The sequence below is a fragment of the Bacillus sp. R86525 genome (assembly GCF_042466195.1).
Lineage (GTDB): Bacteria > Bacillota > Bacilli > Bacillales > Bacillaceae_G > Bacillus_A > Bacillus_A nitratireducens.
Window position 1 is genome coordinate 4,784,223 of sequence record NZ_JAXHPX010000007.1, and the last position, 17,703, is coordinate 4,801,925.

17 protein-coding genes are annotated in these 17,703 nt (G+C 34.6%); 7 read left to right on the plus strand and 10 right to left on the minus strand.

What is annotated here, in order from left to right; genetic code table 11:
• Nucleotides 1-20: 20 nt before the first annotated feature.
• Complete coding sequence (locus SJY24_RS27350; protein WP_377866888.1) at nucleotides 21-200, minus strand: acid-soluble spore protein H; 180 nt, start codon at nucleotides 198-200, stop codon at nucleotides 21-23.
• A gap of 206 nt (nucleotides 201-406) precedes the next feature.
• Nucleotides 407-694, minus strand: a complete 288-nt coding sequence (locus tag SJY24_RS27355; protein WP_001075217.1) for an ArsR/SmtB family transcription factor — start codon at nucleotides 692-694, stop codon at nucleotides 407-409.
• A 539-nt stretch (nucleotides 695-1,233) separates the two neighbouring features.
• Between SJY24_RS27355 and SJY24_RS27360 the strand changes: the two genes are divergently transcribed.
• The gene (locus tag SJY24_RS27360; RefSeq protein WP_229193662.1) at nucleotides 1,234-1,623 is read left to right on the plus strand and encodes a TlpA disulfide reductase family protein; all 390 of its coding nucleotides are present in this window, start codon (nucleotides 1,234-1,236) and stop codon (nucleotides 1,621-1,623) included.
• A 203-nt stretch (nucleotides 1,624-1,826) separates the two neighbouring features.
• Nucleotides 1,827-3,446 (plus strand): lactate permease LctP family transporter, encoded by a 1,620-nt coding sequence (locus SJY24_RS27365; protein WP_000109128.1) that lies wholly within the window; start codon nucleotides 1,827-1,829, stop codon nucleotides 3,444-3,446.
• 36 nt (nucleotides 3,447-3,482) lie between these two features.
• Here SJY24_RS27365 and aspA read toward each other — a convergent pair whose 3' ends face one another.
• The 3 genes from aspA to gloA2 form a co-directional block, all read right to left on the minus strand.
• Nucleotides 3,483-4,916: an aspartate ammonia-lyase gene (gene aspA / locus SJY24_RS27370; protein WP_377866889.1), complete on the minus strand. Its 1,434-nt coding sequence runs from the start codon at nucleotides 4,914-4,916 to the stop codon at nucleotides 3,483-3,485.
• Between the two features lie 182 nt (nucleotides 4,917-5,098).
• Entirely contained in the window at nucleotides 5,099-6,397 is a 1,299-nt protein-coding gene (locus SJY24_RS27375) for a hemolysin family protein (protein ID WP_098501727.1), read from the minus strand.
• 109 nt (nucleotides 6,398-6,506) lie between these two features.
• Nucleotides 6,507-6,893, minus strand: coding sequence for an SMU1112c/YaeR family gloxylase I-like metalloprotein (gene gloA2, locus SJY24_RS27380; protein WP_377867316.1), 387 nt, complete (start codon nucleotides 6,891-6,893; stop codon nucleotides 6,507-6,509).
• A gap of 91 nt (nucleotides 6,894-6,984) precedes the next feature.
• Between gloA2 and SJY24_RS27385 the strand changes: the two genes are divergently transcribed.
• The 3 genes from SJY24_RS27385 to SJY24_RS27395 all read left to right on the plus strand — a co-directional run bounded on the left by SJY24_RS27385 (nucleotide 6,985) and on the right by SJY24_RS27395 (nucleotide 10,861).
• Nucleotides 6,985-8,163: a NupC/NupG family nucleoside CNT transporter gene (locus tag SJY24_RS27385; RefSeq protein ID WP_377866890.1), complete on the plus strand. Its 1,179-nt coding sequence runs from the start codon at nucleotides 6,985-6,987 to the stop codon at nucleotides 8,161-8,163.
• 184 nt (nucleotides 8,164-8,347) lie between these two features.
• Entirely contained in the window at nucleotides 8,348-9,364 is a 1,017-nt protein-coding gene (locus SJY24_RS27390; protein WP_377866891.1) for an LCP family glycopolymer transferase, read from the plus strand.
• Nucleotides 9,365-9,598: 234 nt separating this feature from the next.
• Complete coding sequence (locus SJY24_RS27395; RefSeq protein ID WP_377866892.1) at nucleotides 9,599-10,861, plus strand: VanW family protein; 1,263 nt, start codon at nucleotides 9,599-9,601, stop codon at nucleotides 10,859-10,861.
• Nucleotides 10,862-10,915: 54 nt separating this feature from the next.
• Here the strand turns inward: SJY24_RS27395 and SJY24_RS27400 are convergent, their stop codons facing one another.
• Entirely contained in the window at nucleotides 10,916-11,188 is a 273-nt protein-coding gene (locus SJY24_RS27400; RefSeq protein WP_377866893.1) for a hypothetical protein, read from the minus strand.
• Between the two features lie 15 nt (nucleotides 11,189-11,203).
• On the minus strand, nucleotides 11,204-11,722 hold the full coding sequence (locus SJY24_RS27405; RefSeq protein ID WP_377866894.1) for an RNase A-like domain-containing lipoprotein: 519 nt from the start codon (nucleotides 11,720-11,722) through the stop codon (nucleotides 11,204-11,206).
• Between the two features lie 401 nt (nucleotides 11,723-12,123).
• Between SJY24_RS27405 and SJY24_RS27410 the strand changes: the two genes are divergently transcribed.
• Entirely contained in the window at nucleotides 12,124-12,672 is a 549-nt protein-coding gene (locus SJY24_RS27410; RefSeq protein WP_377866895.1) for a TVP38/TMEM64 family protein, read from the plus strand.
• Nucleotides 12,673-12,735: 63 nt separating this feature from the next.
• Here the strand turns inward: SJY24_RS27410 and SJY24_RS27415 are convergent, their stop codons facing one another.
• The 3 genes from SJY24_RS27415 to SJY24_RS27425 form a co-directional block, all read right to left on the minus strand.
• Nucleotides 12,736-14,436: a M4 family metallopeptidase gene (locus tag SJY24_RS27415; RefSeq protein ID WP_377866896.1), complete on the minus strand. Its 1,701-nt coding sequence runs from the start codon at nucleotides 14,434-14,436 to the stop codon at nucleotides 12,736-12,738.
• A gap of 169 nt (nucleotides 14,437-14,605) precedes the next feature.
• Nucleotides 14,606-14,734: an NprX family peptide pheromone gene (locus SJY24_RS27420; RefSeq protein ID WP_000733136.1), complete on the minus strand. Its 129-nt coding sequence runs from the start codon at nucleotides 14,732-14,734 to the stop codon at nucleotides 14,606-14,608.
• Between the two features lie 14 nt (nucleotides 14,735-14,748).
• Nucleotides 14,749-16,008, minus strand: coding sequence for a tetratricopeptide repeat protein (locus SJY24_RS27425; protein ID WP_377866897.1), 1,260 nt, complete (start codon nucleotides 16,006-16,008; stop codon nucleotides 14,749-14,751).
• A gap of 198 nt (nucleotides 16,009-16,206) precedes the next feature.
• Here SJY24_RS27425 and SJY24_RS27430 point away from each other — a divergent pair, with 198 nt between their 5' ends.
• On the plus strand, nucleotides 16,207-17,670 hold the full coding sequence (locus SJY24_RS27430) for a nicotinate phosphoribosyltransferase (RefSeq protein ID WP_377866898.1): 1,464 nt from the start codon (nucleotides 16,207-16,209) through the stop codon (nucleotides 17,668-17,670).
• Nucleotides 17,671-17,703 lie beyond the last annotated feature (33 nt).

The window sequence follows — 17,703 nt, forward strand, 5'->3', positions numbered from 1 at the left end:
ATTTAGAAGCGTCTTTTCTATTACTTCTCCTCTAAAGCCGTCACATCCACGTGAACGCTTTCTCCAGGATTAGATACATCATATACTTGAGCAACTCCACTTTGCTCATCACAGCTCTCAATCCATACTGGTACGCCTTCATATGTAACGTCAATTCTACTTGAAGAAGATAAGATTTGTTTCACACGTGTCACATCCATACTACTATCCCTCCTTTTGCTTACTACACTCCTTTCTATCTTTTCATATCCCTTCAGAATATATTCCATCAATTTAGCACTTCAACCGATAGTTTGTTTCTTGCTCACGCGCTAATATATACGCTCTCAAATCTTCCTATTATTAGATCCTTTCCAAATAAAAAAAGACGTATATTTCATACGTCTTTTTCCATAATATTCAAAAATTAAGAAAATAATGTTTTTACTACTTCACTTACTTTATCGTTATGAATTTGATAGTACACTTCTAACCCGCGTCTCTCAAAGCGTACTACTTTATTTTGCTTTAATTTCGTTAAATGCTGTGAAACAGTTGATTGTGGTATTTCTAATACCTCTTGTAATTGTGTTACATTACATGTTCCACGCTGCATTAGTTCCATTACTAAACGTAGACGAAGTGGATGAGCTAATGCTCTTAACATCTGTACGTCTTCTTCTGAAATACGACAGTCAAATTGATTTTGGTTCATAAAGTTCCCCTCATTTTCGTTTTTTATTTTCTTTATTATTTATTTATATATCTGTTCTTATATTTCCTGTTACGACATAACTTTATCAACCTATAATGCTGAAAAATTTTTCCTCCTTTTATCAGCACACAGTTCAGGAAAAAATCCCTCCTGATTCTGAATATTATACTATACGATACAACGAAAAAGCAAAATAAAGGGCTAGCGATACTTTGCTTACAAACGTTGTTTTATCAGGCTTTTTGTTATATTTTCACCTTACTGAAATGTACAGTAATGATATTGTAAAATACCGTCCATAATTGATAACCTATCGTAAAGTAATTTGACCATATTTAACCAATTTGTTACGATGAAAAAGGAAATTTAAGTAAGGAGGAGGATGTAGTATTAAAAAATGGTTTATTATTGTGTTACTTAGCATTGCGGTTGGCTGGACTATTATCAATCACTTCTTATTAGACAAAAAAGAAGATATAGCTTCAAAATCAAACATCCCCATTGGAACTGAAGTTGGCAATGTTGCCCTCGATTTCCTTCTGGAAACAACCACTGGTCAAGAAGTTCGTCTTACAGACTATAAAGGAAAAAAAGTAATATTGAATTTTTGGGCAAGCTGGTGTGGTCCATGCAAAATAGAAATGCCTGATATGGAAAAGTTTTATCACGATACTAAAGATATGGGGATTGAAATTGTTGCTGTAAATGCGACAGCTACTGAAAAAGACCCGAACAATGTAAAACAATTTCTTGAAGAAAACAAATATACCTTCCCCGTCCTATTAGATCAGAAAGGACAGGCAAGTGCCACATATCAAATTATCAGTATTCCAACATCTTTTGTCATCGATTCAAACGGTGTCATTCAATATAAGCATGTAGGACCAATGACATATGAAAAAATGAAAGAATATATAAATAATTTATAAAAGCGTATTCAAATCAATTTGATTACGCTTTTTGTCTACTTTATGAACAAAATGTTACTTTTAATACTATTATGGAATAATTATACTTTTTCACGTTGACAATAGTGTTGAAGGAGAATATACTAAGCATGTAAGTTGATTGTGAATAGTTTCACAAACAATGTGAATTTCTTCACATAAAATAGATAGGAGTTGTCATTATTATGAGTACTTGGACACAAATTTATGACCCATTAAACAACATTTGGTTATCTGCACTAATCGCAGCACTCCCAATTTTTTGCTTCATTATTTGTTTAGTGGGATTCAAAATGAAAGGTTACATGGCTGGGCTTTACAGTGTGATTGTTGCTATTATCCTTGCAATATTTGTTTATAAAATGCCTGCAACTGCAGCAGTAGCATCTGCCGGATTCGGTGTTTTATCTGGATTTTATCCAATTTGTACTATCGTTATCGCAGCTATCTTCCTTTACAAATTAACTGTTAAAACAGAACAATTCAATGTCATTCGTGATAGCATTTCAAGTATTACAAATGATCAGCGTTTACAAGTATTATTAATCGCTTATTCTTTCGGTGCTTTCTTAGAAGGCGCAGCTGGTTTCGGTGTTCCAGTTGCTATTACAGCTGCATTACTTGTAGGTATGGGCTTTAATCCATTAAAAGCAGCAGGTATTTGCTTAGTAGCTAACATCGCTGGTGGTGCTATGGGTGCTATGGGTATTCCAGTTACAGTACCTGCACAATTAACTGGGCTAGATGCATTAACTGTCGGTCGTCAAGCTGTTTACATTTTGCCATTCATTAGCATTGTTTTACCGTTCTTACTTGTTTCAATGGTCGATGGAATTAAAGGAATTAAAGAAACTTGGCAAGGTATTCTTGTAAGTGGTGTTTCTTTCGCAATTACTCAGTTCCTTGTGACTTACTTCTTAGGCGCTGAACTTACTAATATTTTCGCAGCAGTCGTAAGTATGGTCGCTCTTGCATTATTCTTACGTGTTTGGCAACCAAAATCTTCTGCTAAAGAAGAAAAACAAGAAGAAAAAGAATCTCATACATTCAATCAAATTTTATATGCTTGGTCTCCATTCGTATTCTTGACTGCATTTGTAACAATCTTTAATTTAAAACCAATTAAAGCTTTATTTGCTCCGGATGGTCCATTGGCAAACTTAGTATTTAACATTCAATTCCCTGGTCTTCATAATGCGGTTATGAAAACTGCACCAATTACAAAGGCTGATACACCTTTCGCAGCGATTTTCAAACTAGATGTATTCTCTTCTACAACTACTGCGATTGTATTAGCAATTATCGTTTCACTTATCGTCTACCGTGTAAACGGCAAAATGATTAAAGAATTAATGATCGAAACAATAAAAGAACTAAAAGTTCCAGTATATACAATTTGTAGCGTTATCGCTTTAGCTTACGTAGAGAACTACTCTGGTATGTCATCTACACTTGGACTTGCATTCTCTTCTACAGGAAATGCATTCCCAGTTCTTTCTCCAATTTTAGGATGGATTGGCGTATTCATTACAGGTTCAGTCGTATCAAGTGGCTCATTATTCGCACCACTTCAAGCAGTAACTGCCGATCAGTTAAACATCGTTCCATCTACTCTCGTTTCATTAAACGTAGTTGGTGGTACAATCGCAAAAATGGTTTCACCACAATCTATAGCAGTTGCTTGTGCAGCAGTTGGACTAGTTGGTAAAGAATCTGCTCTATTTAAAATAGTGATGAAATATAGTTTAATCTTCTTAGCTATTATTAGCTTACTTCAACTTAACTCGGTATTTAATATCTTCTAAAAAAGCACCGATCCAAATGGATCGGTGCTTTTTTTATTACATTTTTTTATTCTTTAATAAAGAAGCTCCAGCAATTTCAGGGTGAGTCATTTCGAATGGATCTAAAATAATATCCAATTCCTCTTCTGTCAATACACCATGCTCTAAACATAGCTCCCTAACAGATTTCCCTGTTTCAATCGCTTCGCGTGCAATGCGAGATGCTGCTTCATAACCAATATGAGGGTTCACCGCTGTAATAATTCCAACACTTTTCTCAACATATTGCTTCAGCAATTCTTCATTTGCTGTAATTCCTTTAATACAGTATTCACGGAATACACGGAATCCGTTATTCATAATACTGATAGATTGAATTAAATTAAATACAAGTACAGGCTCCATTACGTTTAACTCTAATTGCCCTGCTTCTGATGCTAAGCAAATTGTATGATCATTACCAATTACTTGGAAAGCAACTTGGTTAATTACTTCTGCCATAACTGGATTTACTTTACCTGGCATAATGGATGAACCTGGTTGACGTGCAGGCAATTGAATTTCAGCTAATCCGACACGTGGACCAGATGCCATAATACGAAGGTCATTTGCAATTTTAGACATATTCATCATACATACTTTTAATGCTGCAGATACTTCTGTGTATGCATCTGTATTTTGCGTTGCATCAACTAAATGCTCTGCGCCGACAAGTGGGAATCCGCTAAATGTTCGTAAATGTTTTACCACTTGTTCAATGTACGTAGGATTTGCATTTAATCCCGTACCAACAGCTGTCGCCCCCATATTTACTTCATATAAATGTTGACGAGACTGTTTAATTCTTTTTATATCACGCTCTAGCACACGGCTATACGCTTCAAATTCTTGTCCAAGTCGAATTGGCACCGCATCTTGTAAATGTGTGCGTCCCATTTTAATAACATGATCGAACTCTTTTGCCTTTGTACGGAAAGCAGAATGAAGTTCTTCCATTGTAATAAGAAGCTCTTCTAACATCATCAGAGTAGCAATATGAATTCCCGTTGGAAACGCATCATTTGTTGATTGAGCCATGTTCACATGAGTGTTTGGACTAATTTTCGCATACTCACCTTTTTCGTATCCCATACGTTCTAGTGCTCTATTAGCAATTACTTCATTAGTATTCATATTAATTGAAGTCCCTGCTCCGCCCTGAATTGGGTCTACGATAAATTGATCATGGAACTTTCCATCCATAATCTCTTGTGCAGCTTCTACAATTTCTTGTCCGATATCTTTAGCCAAGTAACCTGTATCTATATTCGCAAGCGCTGCCGCTTTTTTTACAATTGCCATTGCCGTAATGAGTGACGGATGAATGCGATATCCTGTAATCGGAAAGTTTTCTACGGCACGTAATGTTTGTACACCATAATAAGCTACGCTCGGTACTTCCTTTTCACCTAAAAAATCTTTTTCTATACGTATATCCTTCGTTGCTATCATTTTTCATCACCTATACTTTTCATTCTAAATCCTTATCCAAAGAATCCGCCCTATAAAATACGAGTATCATTAAAAAGAATTCTTCAGTATCCACCTTCACTATAAAGCACCGCTTTTGAAAGCGCAAACATTTATTTTTCTATATATCCTTTTTATTAAAGTTTATATAATAGAAAATCCATTCATTCTTCTACTGCCTTTATTTCAACTCGCTTAATTTGATGCATATCCTTTTCAAGAACTTTAAAAGAAAAGCCGTGTTTCTCAATAATGTCCCCCTCAGCAACGATTTGCTTTTGTACCATAAACCACCCACCAATTGTATCAACATCATCAGCGACCAAATGTATGCCAAATAAATCATTTACTTCGCTAATAAGCACTTTCCCCTCTACAATTTTACACACTTCACTTATATGCTCTATTGGTGGATGTTCATCTTCATCGTATTCATCTCGGATTTCTCCAACAATTTCTTCTAAAATATCTTCTAATGTAACGATCCCTGCTGTGCCACCATATTCATCATATAATACAGCTAATGGGATGCGCTTTCTTTGCATTTGCAATAGTAAATCATGGATTGGGATATTTTCTAACACTTCAATAACTGGACGTGTATATGGTGTAATCGAACACTCTTCATCTCGATTACCATCCATATAACGAATAAATAAGTCCTTTACATTAACCATCCCAATAATTTCATCTTTATCTTCACCAAATACTGGATATCTCGTATATTTTTCTTGTGCAATTACTTTAATATGTGTCTCAAACGGCTCATCTTCATATAAACCAACAACTTCAGTACGAGGTACCATGATTTCCTTTGCTACCCTATTATCAAATTCAAAGATGTTATTTACATATTTAAATTCAGCTTGATTAATCTCGCCACTCTCATAACTCTCAGACAAGATTAATCTTAGTTCCTCCTCAGAATGCGCAACTTCATGTTCAGAAGCGGGATGTAAGCCAAATAAGCCTGTCACAAATCGTGCAGAGCCATTTAAAGCCCAAATAAATGGATACATAACTCGGTAAAAATAAATAATGGGCTTTGATAATAATAAGCTAACTTGCTCTGCTTTTTGGATTGCAAAAGTCTTTGGAGCGAGTTCACCAATTACAACATGTAAAAACGTAATAACTGCAAATGCAATAATAAATGAAACTGTACTTGCAATTGCAGGAGATAAATCTAATTTTAAAAACAGTGGTTCGAGTAAATGTTTAATCGTCGGTTCTCCTAACCACCCGAGCCCTAAAGCAGTAATCGTAATTCCTAACTGACATGCCGATAAATACTCATCTAAATTTGAAGTTACCTTTTTAGCTGCCAATGCACCGCGCCTTTTTTCACTAACGAGTTGATCGATACGACTGCTACGCACCTTTATAATTGCAAACTCTACAGCTACAAAAAAACCTGTCAGCGCAATCAGAACAGCTACCATCAATAATTTTAAAATATCCACATATGTCCTTTAGCTTTTCTTAGCTAAAGTTACACCTCCTTTAAAAAAGAAGTTTCACTTTAGTTTCTTCATTTACTTGAAAGCAACCCTACATAAAATTCACCAATTTTCAGTCCTCATACAATTCTAATGGCAAACCATCAGGATCTTGAAAAAAGACGAATTTTTTTCCCGTTATCTCGTCAATACGTATCGATTCCGTCTCAACATCACATCGGTTTAAATGTTTAACAGCTTCCTCTATATCAGTAATGGCAAAAGCTAAATGTCTAAGTCCAGCAGCCTCTGGAAAGCTTGCGCGGTCAGGGGGATTTGGAAATGAAAATAATTCAATTTGATACTCTTCTCCTACACATAAATCTAACTTATAAGAATTTCGTTCCTTTCTGTATACTTCATTCATCACTTTGAAACCTAATATTCGTGTGTAAAAATCCTTTGACACTTCATAATTTGAACAAATAATTGCAACGTGATGTACTCTACATATATTCATGATTCCTCTATTCCTCTCTTTACTAAACATGCATATTCTCCTTTTAAATGAAAAACATATATAGCAGAATATCTCTTTTAGGGGGCTTATTATGAAATTTATCACTTTTTTCGTTGGACTTATCGTTGTTTTTTTCCTTGCCTACATTGCTAGCAACAATAAAAAACATATTAAATTCAAACCAATTTTTATCATGCTTATTATACAGTTAATTTTAACTTATTTATTATTAAATACAGAAATTGGCCTCATACTTATTACGATAATTTCCAATCTGTTTACGAGGCTACTTGAGTATGCTGCCAGTGGAATAAACTTTGTATTTGGGGGTCTTGCAAATGAAGGAGAAATGCCATTTTTCCTTAACGTATTATTACCGATTGTTTTCATTTCAGTCTTAATTGGTATATTACAACATTTCAAAATACTACCATTCTTTGTTCGTTGGATTGGTTTTTTTCTTAGTAAAATAAACGGTCTTGGTAAATTAGAATCTTACAACGCCATTGCTTCCGCTATTGTCGGCCAATCAGAAGTTTTTATTACGGTAAAAAAACAATTAGCCCAAATTCCAAAACATCGACTATATACACTTTGCGCCTCTGCTATGTCAACAGTATCTATGTCCATTGTCGGTGCCTATATGACAATGATCGAACCAAAATATGTAGTAACCGCACTCGTTCTCAATTTATTTAGCGGTTTTATTATCGTACTCATTATTAACCCTTACGACGTTAACGATGATGAAGACATTTTGGAAATCAAAGGGGAAAAACAAAGTTTCTTTGAAATGCTTGGAGAATACATTCTTGATGGTTTTCGCGTAGCAATTGTCGTCGGTGCTATGCTCATTGGATTCGTCGCATTAATTAGTTGTATTAATGACCTATTCCTCATTATATTTGGAGTTACTTTCCAGCAAATAATAGGCTATGTATTCGCCCCTATTGCATTTCTTATCGGCGTACCAAGTTCTGAAATTGTCACAGCTGGTAGCATTATGGCAACGAAGCTTGTAACAAATGAATTTGTAGCAATGATGGATCTTAGTAAAATTTCCAGCACTCTCTCTATCCGTACAGTTGGTATTATTTCTGTCTTCCTCGTTTCTTTTGCTAACTTTTCTTCCATTGGAATTATTTCCGGTGCGGTAAAAGGGTTAAACGAAGAGCAAGGAAATGTCGTTGCCCGCTTCGGCCTAAAATTACTATACGGAGCTACTCTCGTTAGCATTTTATCCGCGATTATTGTAAGTATTATGCTTTAATTAGGTAAAATTTTATCATTTTCTTATCCCTGTCTTTTGTATACAATAACGAATAGGTGTCTTATAAATAATCAAGACATCTATTTTTTATACATGTACAATCGCTTTTATTTAGCGTAAAATATTTTTTATGTGTTTTAATACACCTAGATGTATACACTTTGATTGTTTTAAAGGAGAAAAAATGATGAAATCCGACATTAACAAAGAAACTCGAGCCAAAAAAGGACGTTCAAAGAAAAAGCGCCTACTTTGGTTCATTCTTATTCCCTTACTTATTGTAGCAATGGGAGCAGGAGGTTACTCCTTCCATATATACAGTAAAGCAAAATCCGTCTTAAGCAACGCCTATTCTGAACTCGGCCGAGGAGATAAATCCAGCAAACGTGAAAAAGCCGTTAAACCTATGACTGACAATATTTCTGTCCTTATTATGGGCGTTGATGAAAGTGATATTAGGGACAAGGATTATGGAAAAGCGACTCGTACGGATGCGTTATTACTTGCAACAATTAATAAAAACGATAAATCCGTTAAACTTGTCAGCATTCCACGTGATTCACGCGTCTACATTAAATCACGTGATAAATACGATAAAATTACACATGCGCACGTATTCGGTGGTGTAGACAGCACGATTGATACAGTAGAGACCTTTTTAGACGTTCCAGTTGACTACTATGTAAAATTCAACTTTAAATCCTTTATCAAAATCGTTGATTCCCTTGGTGGTATTACTGTTGATGTTCCGGTTGAGTTTACAGAACAAAATAGTAAAGACGAAGCAAATGCAATTCATCTAGAAAAAGGACGTCAACATTTAAATGGAGAAGAAGCACTTGCACTAGCTAGAACTCGTCATATTGATAGTGATTATATGCGTGGTCAACGACAACAACTTGTTTTAGAGGCTATTGCTGAAAAAGCACTATCTCTCAATTCCATTAATAAAATCGGAGGCCTATTAGATGCTGTCGATAAAGATTTAAAAACAAATTTAACTTTTGATGATATGATGGCTATTGCAAAAAGTTCAATGGATTCAAATTTAAAAATGGATAAATTGCAAGTAGAAGGTACTGATAAATATATAGGTGGTATTTATTATTACGTTCCAAACGAAAAAAGTGTTAATGATATATCGACAACACTTCAAGAACATCTCGGTGTTACGAATAAAAATGAGCATAAAAAATTATAATAAAAAGGCTGCTAGATTTTTCTAAGCAGCCTTTTTATTATAATTTTCAACATATTTCTCGTACATATTGTGACAAAAAGAGACAATTATTACAGCAGTGTAACATTTTTTATAAAAACATTACACACATAGTGAAAATGATAGTATACTAGTACGTACATAATGTTATTTTCATCATTTTTATACAAAAAATGTCATACATATATTTATACAAATTTTTCTGGGGGGAAATAAATGAAGCTACGCAAAATACTGATCGGTTCCGCTATCGCTGGTGGCATATTACTTTGTGTTGGTGGTGTTGGTGGATATCAATATGTATCCAAATTAAATAATCAACTAAATACAACTGCATTACCAAACACTACATTTGAAGGCATTTCTCTTGAGGGAAAAAATAAAGCAGATATTCAAGCCATTGTTAATCAAAAGGTGAATGAATTAAATCAAAAGTCTCTTAACTACATATTCCAAAATGAAAAACAAAATTATACGTGGAAAGATTTAGGAGCAGATTATAAAGAGAAGGATATTGTCGACAATATCTTCAAAGAACAAGAAGGGAACGTAATGAATCGTTACAACATGCGTAAGCAAGCTGAAAACGGTGAATTAAAACGTGACTATAAATTAACACCACAATTAAATACAACAACTTATGAAACCTTTATAAAGGATAAATATAATGAAACATTAAAAAAACCTGTCAACGCCGAATTAAGTGTTGAAGGTTCTACAGTAAATATTAGCCAAAGTCAAAATGGGGAAAAAATTGATAAAGGAAAATTAACCGATTTAACAAGCGCAGCTATTACTGCTGGTACATCAGATGTTGCATTACCAGTTACACTAATAAAACCTGAACGTTCTACAGAAGATATACAAAAAATGGGGATTAAAGAAGTAATTGCTGAATACTCTACTCCAATGGCTGGCCGTAATGGAAATCAGTCTTATAACGTAAATAAATCAGCTAACACTTTAAGTGGAGTTATAGTAGCACCTGATGAAACGTTTAGTTTTAACGGCCGTGTCGGCGTAACTGATGCTGCACATGGTTATAAATCCGCAGCAGTATATTCACAAGGTAAAGTTATACAAAGTGCAGGCGGCGGCGTTTGCCAAGTCAGTAGTACTTTATATAGCGCAGCTTTAAGGGCAGATTTAGGAATTGTTTCTCGAAGTAATCATTCTATGCCCGTAAATTATTTACCACTTGGGCAAGATGCAGCAGTGGCAGATTATGGTCCGGATTTAAAATTTAAAAACAATACAGGTAATCATATTTATATTCAAGCATTTTCAAATGGAGGTAGTATTACTACACGCATTTTCGGTACAAATACTGGTAAAAATGTTGAAGTTTCTTCTCAAGTAATTAGTAGGACTGATGATAAAATAACAGCGGTTACGTATAAAAAAGTAACACAAAACGGTGAAGTACTATCAAATGGACAAATTTCAAAAAGCGTATATAAAAGTGCACCAAAACAATGAAATAATATCAAACGGACAAATTTCAAAAAGCATAAAGAAAAAGGCGTGATCTACTCACGCCTTTTTCTTTTGCAGTAATAGTAAAAAAGTTTCAAGATGATCTTTCGTTTCTTCTAAAGACCACATACGATTTCCTTGCTTCGCAGCTAACATGCAGCCTGCTTCCCACGTATCTTTTCTCTGCATATCCAATAACTCATCTCGTAATTTCGAAACAGTCTCTTCTTCCTCTTGCTCTAGAAACTCTTCCATCACACTTACTATTTCATCCTCATGGATGCTTAACGTACAGTATGATTTGAGAAAGTATTGTAATGTTGTATACATATTTACTCCCCCTTCTTATTTGTCAGATGGATAAGAAGTAATAATCTTATACCCTAATTCTCCTGACTTATCTCTCGCTAAAACAGTAACAGTCTTTACTAGTTTGTCTTTTACATTCATATTTTTCTTTATTACCGTTTTTCCGACTGGGAATGAATGAGTTGTATTCAATACAAGGCGAGCCTCTTTAGAGTTTTTTAACCAATCTTGAATTTCTTTATCATGTTGCTTCAAGCTATCTTTTACAGCTTTCGTCGCTGTTTCCTTATCATAGTATGTACTTGCCGCTGATACTTTATCTGTCTTCAAACGATTCTTCAAATCCTCTTCTGATTTGCCTACATGCCGTTCAATCGTATGACCATTTTTAGGCGGCCCTTCCATTTCATCTAAAATATTATCACTAATTTTTTCTACTGACGTACCTTGATTCCCTGTTTGTTTCTCAGTTTTTTGTTCTTTTCCTGCACATCCACTTAAGATCAGCATTAATGCCAGTAAACTACTGAAGAAAAGACTACTTATTCGTTTCATCATATCACCTCTTCCATGATTATTATCGTAACTCCACTAAAAGTCAATTTCACAAAGAAAAAACACATACATTTTTTAAATCCTTCAGCTATTTTGTTATATTTACCACTCTATTTTCATCAAACCACTATTTTTCAACCACTTTAAAATATACCCCTATGATTTTCTAATTATTTCCCGGATTAAAACACCATTCGAAACACTACATAAACCCTTTTGTTAATAGTATTTATGTAGTGTTTTTCAACAATTTTAAATATACCCCTTACTTTATATACCCAATACCCATATAAGGTATATAAAAGTCGTTTTATCAACACTTTTCTACATTATGTAAATTCCCCCTTGCCTATACAATCGAAATATGTTGTAATGCAAAAAAAGATAAAGGATTTTATAATATGGCAGAAACAATTCAAAACGTCTTAACAGACTATTATTCAATCGCAATTCCACTTAGTATCTTAATCAATATCATCATTAGTCTTTTAGGTTTTATACCTAGTATCTTTTTGACCGCCATTAATATTCAGCTATTTGGTGTAACAGATGGTACAATCATTTCGATCGCAGGTGAGGTATTAGGGGCTATTATCTCGTTTTATATTTATCGTATGGGCCTTCAAAAGTTCACTCACGGTAAAGTAAATAAGTATCCAAAGGTAGAGCGTCTTCTTTATGTAAAAGGTAGAGAGGCCTTTCTACTCGTTCTATCGTTTCGATTGATACCTTTCATCCCATCTAGTATCGTGACTTTATTTGCAGCTCTAGGGAAAATGTCATTACTCTCCTTCAGTATTGCCAGTACAATAGGTAAAATACCGGCCTTATTGATTGAAGTATATTCGGCATATCAGGTTATGAACGGAACAAATGAGGCGAAGTGGATTGTAACAATCGCAGGGTGTGTTGGATTGTTTTATTTGTGGAAAAAATGGAGAAAAAAATAAAGAAGGAGCCTATGCTCCTTCTTTATTTTTGAAGTATTTTATTAATACTACTCTCTTAAACTCTTAGTTTACACCAACAGCACTAAATGATTGTTTAACTGCTGTTACTTCCGCAGAGCTAGCACCATATAAATCAGCTGCAGCTTGTACTGCACCAGCACGAGCTTGACTAAATGTAGTAGATTGCGTGAAATACTGTGTATTTGCACGGTAATAAATTGCACCTAGCTTATCTTTACCGATACCAGTTACAGTTACACCAGAATGCGTACCGCCATTCGCTAATAAATAAGCTTGTTTGTTAATAATACCACTGTTCGTGTGAACCCCACCGTTATCACTTGAACCAGTATAACGCTTAGAATAATGGTCTGGATCACCATATTTCGTTGGATCACTCATAGAACGCAGTGCATCTCCTGCTTTACCAGGCGTGTAAATATCTTCACCAATCTCCCAATCCGGGTTACGGTTATCATAGAATTCTACTAACGTACCAAAGATATCAGAAATTGCTTCATTTAATGCTCCTGATTCATTTTGATAAATTAAATTCGAGCTATTTTCCGTAACTGCATGCGTTAATTCGTGACCAATTACGTCAATACCACCAGATAATGAAGTGAATGTTACACCATCACCATCTCCGTATACCATTTGTGAACCGTTCCAGAATGCATTATTATACTTACTTCCGTAATGAACAGTTGATTTTAATGGTGCTCCTGCATCATTAATAGAATTTCGGTTAAATGTATCTTTATAGTAATCATATGTTTTACCTGCATAGTAATGAGCATCTACTGCCGCTGCATCATACGCTGCATTGAAAACATTATCTGCATCTGCCCATAATGTTCCTGGTAATGTTGAACGGTTTTTCGCATCATATGTGAAAATCGTTGCTCCGCGCGTATTATCTTGTAAATAGTAAGATGATCCAGATAATGTTGTATTAAGCGACTTCGTATCTCCTAATACACCTTTACCAGTCCCTACTTTATTCGTTCCTGTTACAGGCTTTATAACCGCTTTCGCATCCTGTTTAGGAGCATCTTGTTTAACTGGAGACTTATCATCATTTGTTACATGATCAATTGTATTAAACTTATTTAATACTTTACCGCTTTCCGCCTCAATGAAATAGTAGTAATTTCCTGGGCTTGGATCTAAAAAGTTTAAATTCACAACGTATGCATATGTCGTTTCTTCACCGTTTTGATATACATATAAGTCCGCTTTTGGTTCTACCTCATATTTAGGTGTTACTCCTAAATCTTGTTGCGCGATTTCAATTGCTTTTGCGCCTTCAATCTTATTTTTATTTTTCAACTTTTCCTTCTTGTCTAAATCAGGCGCAACTGTTCCAGACAATACCTTTAAAGAACCATCTTTACTTACGTGAGCTACTTGAGTAGATCCCCATACAGGTACTCCCTCGTAAACTTGTTGCATACGTACTACTGTTGAATCAGTTACAGCGTCTTTTTTCACTTGTTTCACTTTGAAAGAATCTTGCGCACTCTTTTCCCCTAACTTATAATCACCTTTTGCCGCGTTTAAGTAATCAAACACAACAGATTCCGCTTTCTTACCAGTCGCTCCAGTAAGATCACCAGAAATAAACTCAGGTGACTGTACCGTCTCATTGTACTTCTTAGTAGAGAGCACATTTTTAGAATCCGCAAACGCAGAGCCTGTCCCTCCGAACGTAGTAACTGCCATTCCTGCCGCTAACACTAACGCTAAACTCTTCTTTTTCATCTAACATTCCCCCTAATAAAAAATTTTTGAAAAAGAGTAGTTTCATATTATCATTATGTTTCCACTATTAATATACTAAAAATTCAATTAATTTCTTTCTCAAGTGTTGTAGAATTTTGAGGAGCAAATATTGAAAAAAAAACCCTTTCCGTTGGGAAAGGGTTTTTTTTTATAAATTAATTTGTTCAACTGTTTTAGCTTCTTGCCCTAGAGTATCCGGCTTCCAAGCATACTGAATATCCAATACTACAGCTGCAATTGCCATAACCACAAATGTTCCTGCAATTAACTTTTTCATACTATCCCTCCTCTTTATTCTTCTAATAAAGTAATCGCTAATTTATAATAGCGATTACTTTCTTTAAAATCTGAGCATTCTTCTAGGTACTCAGCTAGTTCTAAGTATACTTTCTTTAAATCTTTTATATTTTCCTCTGTTTTAAAGAAAGGAACTACTTCTGTTTCTAGAAATTTTTTATAGAGGTCTCTTTCTTCAAAATATTTATATCTTAAATTTAACAGTAAATATAACATCCCTTTGTATCTATCATCTTTCCTTGCAGCAAGGATACCTTTTTCAATCCATTCAGCCGCTTCCTCAAGTTCTCCCAATTGAATACACTGTAATGAGAGCTCATACATGGCATCAATATAATTCATATCCTCTTCTTTTTTATATTTTAAGCATTCTATATAATACTCTTTCGCCTTGGCATAATTTTTTTGTCGGTAGTACAGATAACCAATATTATTTAAAGCAATAGAAAGAATATTATCTTTATCAGCAAAAGAAGTTGCTTCTCTTATGATATGATTATAGATTTCCATAGCTTCATTATATTGTTTTTTTCTAGTATAACTAAACGCAATTAAAAACTTACAATTAATTATATTTCTAAATTTATATTCACTTTTAAAACCTTCTAATGCCACATTAGCAAAATATAATGTCATATGGTCTATTTCCATCTGACTATATGTCAGTGCTAAATTATAATATATTCCTGTTTCATAATATCCTAGCTCTTTCGCCATCGATTCCGTCTTTAACAGATATTCTAACGCCTGCGTATATTTGTACTGCACAGAATATAATAATGCCTTATTATACGTATATAACATCTTCTGAAAAGGCGAGTATTTCTTATACACTTTCTTCAATCCGTCCAATTCTTCTTCAACAGCAGAGAGATCCCGCTTCATCATTAAATAACGTGTATACAGCAGTTTATAATAATTTATAATTTCAAAATCCAAAACATGCTTCATTTCACCTTGCAACTCTTCGTATATGCGTTCTACTTGTTGCTTGTCCAAATGAACTAATGCATTCAGCCATTCATCCAGCTTCACCTTCACATCTTCTTCTACATCTCTCAAATCCGTCACAGCAATTTCTAGTCTTGTGCAGAGCAATTGTAGAATCTCTTCTGATGCTTCGATCTTTCCATTTTCGATCTTACTTAAGTATGAGACAGAACAAATGCCCTGACATAATTCTTCTTGTGTCATTTTTTGCTGTAGCCGTTTATAAAAAACTTGCTTGCCTATTTTTTCTAATGTTTGTTGCATTGTCCTCCTCCATTCTCATTACCCCCATTACTCTAATAATACATAAAATTTAGAGAAATATAAATTGATAAATATAAATTTTCTAAAAAATATGCATTATTTCATTTTTTTCTCTCTTGACTTCAATCCCTATTTCTTCTTTGCTACGCAAGGGGAAAAATTGGTATACTATAACCAAATTACGGAGGTGTTTTCGCAATGAATCATTATAAAGACGATAGTTACGCCTTACATACAGATTTATATCAAATCAACATGGCTTATACATATTGGAAAGATGGTATTCATAATCGCCGTTCTGTTTTTGATTTATACTTTCGAAAGCTTCCATTCGAAAACGGCTATGCTGTTTTTGCTGGTCTTGAGAAAATTGTAGAGTACATAGAAAATTTCAGTTTTACCGAAAGTGACATCGCTTATTTAGCAGAGCTGCAATTTGAAGAAGACTTCCTTCATTATTTACAAAACATGAAATTTACCGGAACGATTCGTAGTATGCAAGAAGGTGAAGTTGTTTTTAATAATGAGCCTTTATTACGGGTTGATGCACCACTAGGTGAGGCACAAATAATTGAAACCGCCCTCTTAAATATTGTAAATTACCAAACATTAATTGCTACAAAAGCTGCACGTATGAAGCACGCTGCAAATAATGATGAGCTTTTAGAGTTCGGTACAAGACGCGCTCATGAGTTTGATGCCGCCCTCTGGGGAACACGAGCTGCCTTTATTGGTGGTTTTTCATCTACAAGTAACGTTCGCGCAGGGAAACGCTTTGGCATCCCTGTAGCTGGCACACATGCCCATTCTTTCGTTCAAGCATATCGCGATGAATATGTTGCATTTAAAAAATATGCTGAAACACATAAAAAATGTGTATTTCTTGTCGATACATACGACACATTAAAATCTGGTGTTCCAAATGCGATTCGTGTTGCAAAAGAGTTCGGGGATCGTATCGATTTTTATGGCATTCGCCTTGATAGTGGTGATATGGCATATTTATCAAAGGAGGCCAGAAAACAACTTGATGCAGCTGGATTTACAAACACAAAAATTATTGCTTCTAGCGATTTAGATGAATATACGATTATGCACTTGAAATCTCAAGGGGCAAAAATTGATGTATGGGGTGTTGGTACAAAGCTGATTACATCCTTTGAGCAGCCAGCATTAGGGGCTGTTTATAAACTAGTCGCTATTGAAGATACTGACGGAAAATTAAATGATACGATTAAGATTTCATCTAATCCTGAAAAAATTACAACCCCAGGACTTAAACGAATTTATCGTATTATCAACCGTGTTAACGATCATGCAGAGGGCGATTATATTGCTTTAGAGTCAGAAGAACCTGGAAAAGAAGAGCGTTTAAAAATGTTTCATCCAGTTCATACCTATATAAGTAAATTCGTAACAAACTTTGAAGCACGCGAACTACATCAAGATATTTTCATTAACGGTAAAAGAGCGTATGAATTACCTAATATGTTAGATATTCAAAAGTATAATGAACGCAGCCTCTCACTATTTTGGGAAGAGTATATGCGAACTTTAAACCCTGAAGAGTACCCTGTCGATTTAAGCCAAGAATGTTGGGATCATAAAATGAATTATATTCAAACTGTTCGAGAAAAGGTTGCGAAAAATATAAAAAAATAAACAGAGAGGTTTCTCCTTCTCTGTTTTTTCAAT

Coding starts and splice junctions, on each gene's coding strand:
- aspA (WP_377866889.1), bottom strand. CDS start 4,916: ATGATAGCAACGAAGGATATACGTATAGAAAAAGATTTTTTAGGTGAA.
- SJY24_RS27410 (WP_377866895.1), top strand. CDS start 12,124: ATGGCAGAAACAATTCAAAACGTCTTAACAGACTATTATTCAATCGCA.
- SJY24_RS27420 (WP_000733136.1), bottom strand. CDS start 14,734: ATGAAAAAGTTAATTGCAGGAACATTTGTGGTTATGGCAATTGCAGCT.
- SJY24_RS27350 (WP_377866888.1), bottom strand. CDS start 200: ATGGATGTGACACGTGTGAAACAAATCTTATCTTCTTCAAGTAGAATT.
- SJY24_RS27400 (WP_377866893.1), bottom strand. CDS start 11,188: ATGTATACAACATTACAATACTTTCTCAAATCATACTGTACGTTAAGC.
- SJY24_RS27365 (WP_000109128.1), top strand. CDS start 1,827: ATGAGTACTTGGACACAAATTTATGACCCATTAAACAACATTTGGTTA.
- SJY24_RS27425 (WP_377866897.1), bottom strand. CDS start 16,008: ATGCAACAAACATTAGAAAAAATAGGCAAGCAAGTTTTTTATAAACGG.
- gloA2 (WP_377867316.1), bottom strand. CDS start 6,893: ATGAATATATGTAGAGTACATCACGTTGCAATTATTTGTTCAAATTAT.
- SJY24_RS27355 (WP_001075217.1), bottom strand. CDS start 694: ATGAACCAAAATCAATTTGACTGTCGTATTTCAGAAGAAGACGTACAG.
- SJY24_RS27430 (WP_377866898.1), top strand. CDS start 16,207: ATGAATCATTATAAAGACGATAGTTACGCCTTACATACAGATTTATAT.
- SJY24_RS27415 (WP_377866896.1), bottom strand. CDS start 14,436: ATGAAAAAGAAGAGTTTAGCGTTAGTGTTAGCGGCAGGAATGGCAGTT.
- SJY24_RS27405 (WP_377866894.1), bottom strand. CDS start 11,722: ATGAAACGAATAAGTAGTCTTTTCTTCAGTAGTTTACTGGCATTAATG.
- SJY24_RS27390 (WP_377866891.1), top strand. CDS start 8,348: ATGATGAAATCCGACATTAACAAAGAAACTCGAGCCAAAAAAGGACGT.
- SJY24_RS27385 (WP_377866890.1), top strand. CDS start 6,985: ATGAAATTTATCACTTTTTTCGTTGGACTTATCGTTGTTTTTTTCCTT.
- SJY24_RS27395 (WP_377866892.1), top strand. CDS start 9,599: ATGAAGCTACGCAAAATACTGATCGGTTCCGCTATCGCTGGTGGCATA.